The sequence below is a fragment of the Shewanella sp. T24-MNA-CIBAN-0130 genome (assembly GCF_040310185.1).
GTDB lineage: Bacteria > Pseudomonadota > Gammaproteobacteria > Enterobacterales > Shewanellaceae > Shewanella > Shewanella psychromarinicola.
On the sequence record NZ_JBEOPP010000025.1, the window covers coordinates 22316 to 32377 of the forward strand.

Genomic DNA, 10062 nt, shown 5'->3' on the forward strand with positions numbered 1-10062 from the left:
AAATTGCTATAGGCACGCTATTGACGCATCAATGCGCCTTGTTGGTAAACAAATGGAAAGTTTGATATTGCAGACTTGAAGTCAATCCGTTTTTGTCGATTTAGCTCATCTTCTATTCCAATTTGAGGTTATTTTTTACGTCTATCGCCAATGACTCGGGCAGGATTACCAGCAACAATGGCGTAGTGTGGAACATCTTTTGTGACAATGCAGCCCATACCAATAACAGCATGATCCCCAATGGTCACACCGTCAACAATGCCTGCTTGAGCGCCAATCCATACATCTTGGCCAATCACGACACCTTTTGATGTTGCGGGTTGTTGATAAACGGGGGTGTCGGGTGACATGCCATGATTAAAGGCATATATAGTCACGTTATTAGCTATGCGGGTTTGGCTGCCAATTTTGATGCCGTTGCGGCCGCCATCTAAGCTACAACCATGATTAATGGCCACTTCATTGCCTAGGGTGATTGGACCATGCATAAACACTTCGGCGGCAATCATGCATTGATCTCCAATGCTGATGTCTCTACTGGGTTCGGCAAAAAGCTGAGCTTGTGGCGCTATAAAGCATTGTTCACCAATATGAATGGTTTCAAGCTGACGCAACCGCTGCTGAATGTCATCTTGCCAGGGCTTTGCCCATGCTAAATGTTTTGTTTTAAGCGAAAAATACAGCCATGGCATCCATGACAAACGTTTTTTGTGTTGAGCTTGGTAATCAATGTCTGTCATTGGCTTAATCCTTTAATAATGTCACTTTGGTCGGTTTAAGCTCTAATACTTCGATACCTTGAGAAGTGATATGCCAAAAAATATCTAAATCGTACAATGCAACTTGATATAATTTGGGGTCATCTTTATTTTTTTTATAAGCGGGTCGCGGGTCTTGAGATAATACCCCGTTAATTAATTCGGCTAAGCCTTGGTATTGTTCTATAGCAGCATATTGAGCTATTTGTGTCAGCGCTATTGCGGTATAAGTTACCGCAATAAGTACGGGAGCATCTTGGGCTATGCCGCTTTTTGCATCGACAATGGCATCAGAAAAAGGAATATACGGTTTAATATCAATGATAGGAGTACCGTCTAATAAATCCATCCCCGATATTATTAAACAGACTTTACCTTTGCGTTGAACCACGCCATGGAGTTTGACCACTGACTGGCCAATACCATTGGGGCGAAACGTTGAGCGTGTGGCAAATACGCCCAATTTTTCATTACCACCTAAACGGGGAGGGCGTACCATCGTTTTCCAGCCTTGTGCTATATTTTCATGGAAACAAAATAATAACCATAAGTGCGAGTTTTGTTCTATCCCTCTGACGGCATCAATGTGATTAAAAGCAGGTTCAAATTCAATATAACCAACCACATCGACTAAGCCGGGCTGACGCGGAATACCAAACTTTTGTTTATAAGGTGTTCGGCATATTGCAACAGCATTTAATTGGCTGCTAAATGGAACGCGAGATCTGTTATTTATAGGATCTGTTTGACCGTGTTGATCGTTACCTTGTGTCATGCAATACCTGGATTAAACATAAAAAGGAAATCAGACATAAAATATAAAAAATCTTGATGAGTATTATATGGGCACTCATCATTTACAGGCTACCAATATATTATATTGAGTTATTATTTTTCTGTAGGCGTTTTAATGGCTTGACCTACGCATAGTGCACGACTAAAACAACTGGTGTCCGCTTCTGCAAGAATAAAGCAACTTTTAACCACGAATCCATTAGCGCCCAAATCGGCTGCTGCTCTTCTAGCATTAGTACGTGCAACGGCCATTTGTGGCGGTGCATCTTGGCTGCTTTCTTGACAGGCTTCACCTTCAACTAAGCCTAATACTGCAAACGGTCCTTTTGGTAGTTGGTTACCTTCGTATAATTGGACATCACTGGCTTTAAAGTAATCATTGATATTTTTACTGTCTAAATTACTTTTGAATGTGTAATCACTTGCACAAGCACTCAATAATAATGCGATACCGGAGATAATAAAAATAGGTTTAAGAGGAAAAGTCATAGCCGTAACCTTCTATTAATGGGAAATGGATCAACAAGGGTGAGTTTACCTTGTCTGATGGCGATGATAAAGCGATTAAAGGCCATAAAAAAAGAGCTTACCGAAGTAAGCTCTTTTCAAATTTAAGGGGTAATTGTGTTGTTAACCATTAAGTCAGAAAAATTATTCCATACCAGGAATTAAAAATTCAGCCATGTTCTTTCCGCTATCAACTTGTTGTTTGAATACGGTTGGCATACGCCCTTGACCAGTCCATTGAATTAATTTGTCATCAATGGTGATTTGATATTTTGGTGGACGTGGCGCACGTTTTTTGGTCGACGTTTTAGCTGAAGAGGTAACTTCACCTAAATCTTCAATTGATAAACCACTGTTTTGAATTTGGGCAAGAATTTCAGCAATACGTGCATTACGCTCAGCATTAGCTTCGAGTTCTAATTTCTCTTCTTCTTGACGTTCGGCAATAATTTTTTCTAATTTTGCAGCGGCTTCACGCAAATCATCAAGCGACAATTCTTTTACTGCAGCTTTAAAACGGCGACCGTGGGTTAATATGTGTAAAAAGTCACTCATGATATGTAGTTTCCTAATGATTGATTTATAAAAATAAACAGTTATAAGATATAAAGTTATTAACGTTTCAGTGCCACTGATGGTTTATTTAGTCGTTATTCTTAATCTAAATCAGATATAAATCAGATTATTTGTCTAATTATTACCAATACAGCTAAATAAATACTGAATATAGATGTAATAATAGAAACTATTTGGCATTGAATCAAATTAAATTATCTGTTTATGAAATAAAATTTAACTCAGCGTTCTCATTAAGCCCTAATTCAACTCTGTTTGTTTAGTTTGATTGCCACCATAACAACAAAAAATATGTAAACAAGCGTTTGACTTTGATTGACGTTCACGTTAACAGAACGTAAAGTTAACCCATCTTGCATTGGCAAACGCCAATGTGTTGTCCAAATGCATTGAAGGTGTAGGAAGGAAACCCTATGAAAGTATTGGTGCCAGTTAAACGCGTAGTCGATTCCAATGTGAAGGTCAGAGTAAAAGCTGACAACACAAGTGTTGATATGACAAACCTTAAAATGGCGTTAAACCCATTTTGCGAAATTGCGATAGAAGAGGCTGTTCGCTTAAAAGAAGCCGGTATTGCTACTGAAGTTGTGGTAGTGAGTGTTGGTTCTAAAGCGGTGCAAGAACAATTAAGAACAGCAATGGCATTAGGTGCAGACCGAGCGATTCATATTGAAACCGATGAAGAGCTAGTGCCGTTGTCTATAGCAAAGCTTTTAAAAGCGGTGCAAGAAAAAGAGCAAGCGCAATTAATTATTTTTGGTAAGCAGTCAATTGATGGCGATAACAATCAAACTGGACAAATGTTAGCGGCTTTAACTGATATGCCACAAGCAACATTTGCATCAGAAGTCAACGTTGAGGGTGATATTGTTACGGTTATCCGTGAGGTAGATGGTGGGTTACAAACCTTAAAAATGCCATTACCTGCGATTGTTACGGTTGACTTACGTTTGAATGAGCCTCGTTATGCTTCATTACCTAATATTATGAAGGCTAAGCGTAAGCCATTAGAGATAATGACGGTAGCAGATCTTGGTGTGAGCTTAAAGACACATCAAACGGTACTAAGCGTTACGCCTCCTGTTGAGCGTAAAGCAGGCATCATGGTGTCTTCTGTTGAAGAGCTAGTTGATAAGTTAAAAAATGAAGCGAAGGTGATCTAATATGACCATTTTAGTATTAGCAGAACACGATAATATCAGTCTGAAAACTGATACGGCTAAAGTGGTTAGCGCTGCTGCAGCCATTGGTGGTGATATTCATGTATTGGTTGCTGGTGTTGATTGTTCTGCCGCGGTAAGTGCAGCACAAAGTTTAGCGGGTGTGAGTAAAGTCTTAGTAGCAGATGCGGCATTATATGGTGCTCAATTAGCTGAAAATGTTTCAAAACTGGTCGTTGAAATAGCGGCGGATTACGAATACATTTTGGCTGCGGCTTCGAGCGTAGGTAAAGATACCTTACCTCGTGTGGCAGCATTATTAGACGTTGCTCAGATTTCTGAAGTGATTGAAGTGGTAAGCAGTGACACTTTTGTACGCCCTATTTATGCTGGTAATGCACTTGCTACAGTTCAGAGCTTGGATGCCAAGAAAGTCATGACTGTGCGCTCAAGTGCCTTTGATGCTGCGGCCTCAACAGGCAGTGCTGAAGCGATAAACTTAAGCCAAGCAATTGATGCCCGCACTGAATTTGTATCTCAATCGTTAACTGAATCAGTCCGTCCTGAACTCGGTAATGCAGGCATTATTGTGTCTGGTGGCCGTGGCATGGGTAACGGTGAGAACTTTGCTTTATTAGAGCAATTGGCAGATAAACTAGGCGCGGCTGTTGGCGCATCTCGTGCGGCTGTGGATGCTGGTTTTGTGCCAAACGATTTACAAGTGGGTCAAACGGGTAAGATTGTCGCACCTGACTTGTATATTGCGGTAGGTATTTCTGGTGCGATTCAACATCTTGCCGGTATGAAAGATTCAAAAGTGATTGTAGCGATTAATAAAGATCCAGAAGCACCTATTTTTCAAGTGGCTGATTATGGACTGGTTGCCGATTTATTTGAAGCGGTACCAGCACTGAATAATCTCGTATAATCGGGCTTAAATTAGAGAGATGCGAGTTGATCTAGTCAGCAATGGCTACTGATGTAGAAGTGTTATTGAGCGTCTTGTCGATTGATTCTAAAAGGTTTCTACTCATAAGGTAGAAACCTTTTTATTGGATTACTTTTGGATTATTACTGGATCTATCCTGATCTTGAAAAGAGGTTTCTGTCCAAATGTCGACGCTTGTATGCCGTTGCTATTTCTGTGCCCGTTACGCTAGCGTGTGTTTTATGTAAAAACGTTACATTAATGCTAAGAGGTTGTAGTTTAAATTGGTGTTATTGTTATTTGCACTTCCGTTAAGTGTTTTTTTACTGGCATTGCATATGCTACTTATGGTTGTATGTTCGCGCTGTTTGTAATGAGCTTTAAGTGCAAACAACAAAAGTAGAGGTGCGTTGCATAAAAGTCATGTTGAATTGGGTGATGCCAATAATTCAACATAAAAGGATGCAATGCCGAAGCAAATGGGTCTATCAAGCGCATTTGTTGGGGCAGTTCTTGAAAGGGACTGCACTGTCATGGTGTTTTTTATCGATAAGATAAAAATAATGATATTCATATTAAATGGGTATTGCTGTGGAGTGCTACTAGTAAGTTGTGCATATGCTTTCTGTGTATGCTTAGTCTTATTTCTAGTGTTGCTTCATTCGTATCCAGCGAAGACATAAATTAACTATTATGATGACAAGTTATGCCGATTCGGCTCTTTCTGTATTGCCTCCTCTTGTGGCAATTACGTTAGCCATTTTAACCCGTAAAGTTTTATTATCCTTAGGTTTAGGTATTATTTTTGGTGCCTTATTACTCACTCAGTTTTCGCTGGTTGGAACGGGTGAGTATATCGTGCAAACCGCTAGCCAGCTTGTCTGGAAAGACGGTGAGCTGAGTTCATGGAATGTTTATATTCTAGGGTTTTTAATTGTACTTGGGATGATCACTGCGCTGATCACCGTGAGTGGATCGGCTCGAGCGTTTGCCGATTGGGCCAAACTGCGCATTCGTAATAAGCGTGATGCAAAGTTAATGACCATTTTTCTCGGTTGTGTAGTCTTTATTGATGATTACTTCAACAGTTTAGTTGTGGGTTCTATTTCTCGACCTATTACAGACCGATATCATATTTCACGCGCTAAACTCGCCTATATTCTTGACTCTACAGCAGCTCCTATTTGCGTTATTTCTCCTGTATCGAGCTGGGGTGCATATATTATTGCGCTCATTGGCGGTATTTTAACGGCACATGGTTTTGCTGATTCTGGTCATCTAAGTGTGTTCATTCAAATGATCCCAATGAACTTTTATGCGTTGTTCTCGTTACTGTTATTAGTGTGTGTGGCGATTTTTGGCTTAGATGTGGGTCCAATGCGCCAGCATGAATTGAATGCACTTCGAGGTAACTTATTTGATGAATCAAAAGGCAAGCCACCTGGCGCCGTGACCGATTTACCGGAAGCTGACACCGGTAAAGTGATTGGGTTGTTTTTACCTATCGCCATATTAGTGTTTGCGACCGTTTACTTTATGGTTTCCAGTGGCGCTGAGGCATTAGTAGCCAAAGACCAAGTGTTTAGTGTGTTAGGCGCATTCGAAAATACAGACGTCAGTTTTTCTCTATTTTTTGGATCTTTAGTGGGATTGATTGTCACCGTATTGTTAGCGTTCCAGCAGAAAGTTGAGCTGTCTATGCTGTTCAAAGGAATGTCTGTTGGTGCACGTTCAATGCTACCTGCAATTTACATTTTATTATTTGCTTGGACTATTTCCAGCGTAATTGGTCAGCTTGAAACCGGTAAGTACATGGCCAGTTTGGCTACTGACAACATTCCATTTGCTTTGTTACCAGCAATGTTATTTTTATTAGCTGGTATTACCGCATTTTCAACCGGAACGAGTTGGGGCACCTTTGGCATTATGCTACCGATAGCGGCCGATATGGCGATGGGCAGTGATAGCACTATGATGTTACCTATGCTGGCAGCGGTGCTTTCTGGTGCTGTATTTGGTGATCATTGTTCGCCTATTTCAGACACCACGATTTTGTCATCAACCGGAGCCAGTTGCCATCATATTGACCATGTTGTGACTCAGTTGCCTTATGCACTTATTGCGGCCTTGGTTAGTTTAGTGGGTTATATCGTACTTGGTTTTACCGGTTCATTAATGGCCGGGCTTGTTTGTTGCTCGATATTATTTGTGATCAGTATTGTGATCCTGCGCTTTTGGGCTAGAAAATGCGCGATATGAATAAGGTTGCTTTTTGTAAATGATGGTCTTGTTCAGCTGAATGGCCTCACTTTGTGTCACATCGAAAAAATGGCGTATGGGTAACGAATACGCCATTTTTGTTTTTCATTACGATGCTAGAAAAGGTAATATGGACGATATTATCTGGCTAAACATTAGGACGCTTAACTTTGGCGCAACTGTATTTTTATTATTCGGCGATGAATGCCGGTAAATCAACGTCATTACTGCAGTCTTCTTATAATTATCGTGAGCGCGGTATGCACACGTTAGTGATGACGGCATCAATAGATAATCGTTATGGTGTTGGTAAAGTGGCATCGCGTATTGGTATTGAAACTGAGGCACAGGTGTTCGGTAGCACCGATAATTTAACTGAGTTAATTTCGACTTCGAATCATGAGCAAAAAATTCACTGTGTATTGATTGATGAATGTCAGTTTTTAAGTAAAGCCCAAGTCAGGCAGATAACACATGTTGTAGATAACCTCGATATCCCGGTGTTATGTTATGGCTTGCGCAATGATTTTCAAGGTGAATTGTTTACGGGTAGTCATTACTTATTAGCGTGGGCAGACAAGCTAGTCGAACTGAAAACCATTTGTCATTGTGGCCGTAAAGCCAACATGGTGGTTCGCCTTGATCATGAAGGTAATCCAATGCGCGAAGGTGAGCAAGTTGAGATTGGCGGTAATGAAAGTTACGAGTCGGTTTGCCGTAAACATTTTCGCGAATTTTTGTGGGATTAACACTTAATTACTGCGACAGAATAAAATAAAAACCGCTTCAATGGATATTGAAGCGGTTTTTTTTAGGATTTTTTACGGTTGTTTTGACAGCATCATACCGTGATTAAAAGTCGGCTTCTGCGAAATCGACAATATCGGCGCTACTAGACTCAATTTGTTTGCGTAGGCTGCGAGTTTGGCTGCCCCAGTAGCTCATGAAGAATTTTGCCGTATTAAGCTTAGCTTGATAAAACTCGGCTTCTTCAGTGCCAGCCTCTAATGCGGCCAATGATGTTGCCGCCACACGGGTCCACATCCAAGCGAGTGCGGTAATTCCAAAGAGTTGCATATACGGCATTGATGCTGCGCCAATAAGGTCTGGGTTTTTGCTGGCTGATTGCACTATAAAGCCAGTGGCTTTTTCAAGATCGCCCGCCGCATCCATTAACCCTGCAATATAAGGCTTCATGGCTTCGTTGCTAGCGTTTTCTTGAATTAACTGTTTCACCATGCCCGACCATACCGTTAATGCTGCGCCTTTGTCGCTCAGTAATTTTCGGCCAACTAAATCGAGAGCCTGTACGCCATTTGTGCCTTCGTAAATCATCGCGATACGAATATCACGCACATACTGCTCCATACCCCATTCATTAATATACCCATGCCCGCCATAAACCTGCTGGGCATCAACACAAGCTTTAAAGCCTTGGTCGGTGACAAAGCCTTTAACAATAGGCGTAAACAAGGCGGCAAGTGCATTAGCTTGTTTAGCTTTTTCAGGGTCTGCATGACGTTCTACTTGGTCAAGCCATAACGCCTGTTGGCCCATTAGCGCACGTGTACCTTCATTGAAAGACTTTTGTGATAACAACATACGTCGAATGTCACCATGCACTAACAAAGAGTCTGCGGCTTTCTCAGGTTGTTTAACACCACTTAAGGCGCGGCCTTGAATACGATCTTTGGCATAGACCAATGCATTTTGGTAAGCAATATCGGATACGCCTAAACCTTGAATACCGACACCTAAACGCGCTTGGTTCATCATGGTGAACATGGCTTTTAAGCCTTGATGCGCTGCGCCAACTAATTCGCCTATTGCGCCGTCAAAATGCATTACACAAGTCGAGTTGCCGTGAATTCCCATTTTATGTTCAAGGCCTGTCGCACTCAGAGTGTTTGCTTCGCCTAGGCTGCCATCGGCATTGACTAAAAACTTAGGCACTGCGAATAACGAAATCCCTTTAACGCCTTCTGGCGCATCAGGCAGGCGAGCTAATACTAAGTGAATAATATTTTCGGCTAGATCATGATCACCAGATGATATAAAAATTTTCTCACCACTAATGGCAAAAAGCTCATCACCGGCTGGGACAGCCTTGGTGCGAAGTAACGCTAAATCGGTACCAGCATGGGACTCGGTTAAGTTCATGGTGCCGGTCCACTCGCCACTGACTAGCTTGGCTAAGTACTTTTGCTTTAATGCATCACTGCCGTGCACATGAATAGCCGAATAAGCACCATGGGTTAACCCTGGATACATAGCAAAAGCCATGTTAGTAGCCGTTTTCATTTCGGTAGCAAATGTGCCAATAACTTCTGGCAGACCTTGGCCGCCAAACTCAGGATCGCAAGTTAATGTGGCCCAACCATCTTCTACATATTGCTTATAAGCTTGCTTAAAACCAGAAGGGGTAATGACCTTGCCATCGACCAGTTTACAACCTTCCAAGTCACCACTAGCATTGAGAGGCAACATGATGTCGGTAGTGAAGTCGGCGACACCTTGTAAAATTGCATCAGTGAGATCTGCATCTAATTCATCAAAGCCGCGTAAATCAGTTTGTTGATAAACATTAAGCAGTTCAGACAGAATGAATTGATAATCACGAAGAGGAGCTTGGTAAATTGGCATAAGGTCGTTCCTTGGTTATGTTATATTTAAGTTTGGTCTCGGTAACAAGTCGTAACCATTGCTACTGGTCGAATCAGATTATGTATGCTTATCTAACATACGCAAATTCGAGTAAAAACTCAGTTTTTTACATCAGGGTAAACTTATCTTTTTGGCGACACTGTAACGATTTATTTACTCTTTAATCTATCTGTTGCTTACCGCTATATTAATACCTTACTTGGGCTTGAAAAGATCAGTACTAATGAAAGCGTTTTTATACACAGCAAGCGAACACAAAATGGGTTTTGTCTGGTCGGTATAATCTCAACTTGGCATAACAGATGAGATAAAATAAGCTATCAAAATAATGTTGAAGCTTAAGAGCCTAAAAATATAAGTATTTGAAGCGGCTGAAATCTCACTGGCTAGTAGGAGTTAAGACGTTGCAAGATTT

9 protein-coding genes and 1 riboswitch are annotated in these 10062 nt (G+C 41.2%); of the genes, 4 read left to right on the forward strand and 5 right to left on the reverse strand.

The window, feature by feature from the left end; all coding sequences use genetic code 11:
- Nucleotides 1-128: 128 nt before the first annotated feature.
- The 4 genes from AAEZ02_RS11585 to AAEZ02_RS11600 form a co-directional block, all read right to left on the reverse strand.
- Nucleotides 129-740, reverse strand: a complete 612-nt coding sequence (locus tag AAEZ02_RS11585; protein ID WP_124013947.1) for an acyltransferase — start codon at nt 738-740, stop codon at nt 129-131.
- A gap of 4 nt (nt 741-744) precedes the next feature.
- Nucleotides 745-1533, reverse strand: coding sequence for a tRNA (N6-threonylcarbamoyladenosine(37)-N6)-methyltransferase TrmO (tsaA, locus tag AAEZ02_RS11590; protein ID WP_101030171.1), 789 nt, complete (start codon nt 1531-1533; stop codon nt 745-747).
- A 113-nt stretch (nt 1534-1646) separates the two neighbouring features.
- A complete protein-coding gene (gene rcsF / locus AAEZ02_RS11595; RefSeq protein ID WP_124013946.1) occupies nt 1647-2042 on the reverse strand; it encodes an Rcs stress response system protein RcsF in 396 nt (131 codons plus the stop codon).
- A 162-nt stretch (nt 2043-2204) separates the two neighbouring features.
- Nucleotides 2205-2615 carry an H-NS histone family protein gene (locus AAEZ02_RS11600; protein ID WP_124013945.1) on the reverse strand — a complete coding sequence of 137 codons (411 nt, stop codon included), beginning with the start codon at nt 2613-2615 and terminating at the stop codon, nt 2205-2207.
- A 434-nt stretch (nt 2616-3049) separates the two neighbouring features.
- Between AAEZ02_RS11600 and AAEZ02_RS11605 the strand changes: the two genes are divergently transcribed.
- From AAEZ02_RS11605 to AAEZ02_RS11620, 4 genes are all read left to right on the forward strand, one after another.
- Nucleotides 3050-3799 carry an electron transfer flavoprotein subunit beta/FixA family protein gene (locus AAEZ02_RS11605; RefSeq protein ID WP_101030174.1) on the forward strand — a complete coding sequence of 250 codons (750 nt, stop codon included), beginning with the start codon at nt 3050-3052 and terminating at the stop codon, nt 3797-3799.
- Between the two features lies 1 nt (nt 3800).
- Nucleotides 3801-4724, forward strand: a complete 924-nt coding sequence (locus AAEZ02_RS11610) for an electron transfer flavoprotein subunit alpha/FixB family protein (protein ID WP_124013944.1) — start codon at nt 3801-3803, stop codon at nt 4722-4724.
- A 392-nt stretch (nt 4725-5116) separates the two neighbouring features.
- Nucleotides 5117-5334: riboswitch (Lysine riboswitch) on the forward strand.
- A gap of 83 nt (nt 5335-5417) precedes the next feature.
- Nucleotides 5418-6983: a Na+/H+ antiporter NhaC family protein gene (locus AAEZ02_RS11615; protein WP_351123163.1), complete on the forward strand. Its 1566-nt coding sequence runs from the start codon at nt 5418-5420 to the stop codon at nt 6981-6983.
- A gap of 170 nt (nt 6984-7153) precedes the next feature.
- Nucleotides 7154-7732: a thymidine kinase gene (locus AAEZ02_RS11620; protein WP_101030177.1), complete on the forward strand. Its 579-nt coding sequence runs from the start codon at nt 7154-7156 to the stop codon at nt 7730-7732.
- 103 nt (nt 7733-7835) lie between these two features.
- On the opposite strand, the gene AAEZ02_RS11625 is transcribed toward AAEZ02_RS11620, so the two are convergent.
- Nucleotides 7836-9626: an acyl-CoA dehydrogenase C-terminal domain-containing protein gene (locus tag AAEZ02_RS11625; RefSeq protein ID WP_124013942.1), complete on the reverse strand. Its 1791-nt coding sequence runs from the start codon at nt 9624-9626 to the stop codon at nt 7836-7838.
- Nucleotides 9627-10062 lie beyond the last annotated feature (436 nt).

Bases quoted from the DNA above. Each gene is read 5' to 3' on its own strand.
- AAEZ02_RS11585 (WP_124013947.1), bottom strand. From the start codon at position 740: ATGACAGACATTGATTACCAAGCTCAACACAAAAAACGTTTGTCATGG.
- tsaA (WP_101030171.1), bottom strand. From the start codon at position 1,533: ATGACACAAGGTAACGATCAACACGGTCAAACAGATCCTATAAATAAC.
- rcsF (WP_124013946.1), bottom strand. From the start codon at position 2,042: ATGACTTTTCCTCTTAAACCTATTTTTATTATCTCCGGTATCGCATTA.
- AAEZ02_RS11600 (WP_124013945.1), bottom strand. From the start codon at position 2,615: ATGAGTGACTTTTTACACATATTAACCCACGGTCGCCGTTTTAAAGCT.
- AAEZ02_RS11605 (WP_101030174.1), top strand. From the start codon at position 3,050: ATGAAAGTATTGGTGCCAGTTAAACGCGTAGTCGATTCCAATGTGAAG.
- AAEZ02_RS11610 (WP_124013944.1), top strand. From the start codon at position 3,801: ATGACCATTTTAGTATTAGCAGAACACGATAATATCAGTCTGAAAACT.
- AAEZ02_RS11615 (WP_351123163.1), top strand. From the start codon at position 5,418: ATGATGACAAGTTATGCCGATTCGGCTCTTTCTGTATTGCCTCCTCTT.
- AAEZ02_RS11625 (WP_124013942.1), bottom strand. From the start codon at position 9,626: ATGCCAATTTACCAAGCTCCTCTTCGTGATTATCAATTCATTCTGTCT.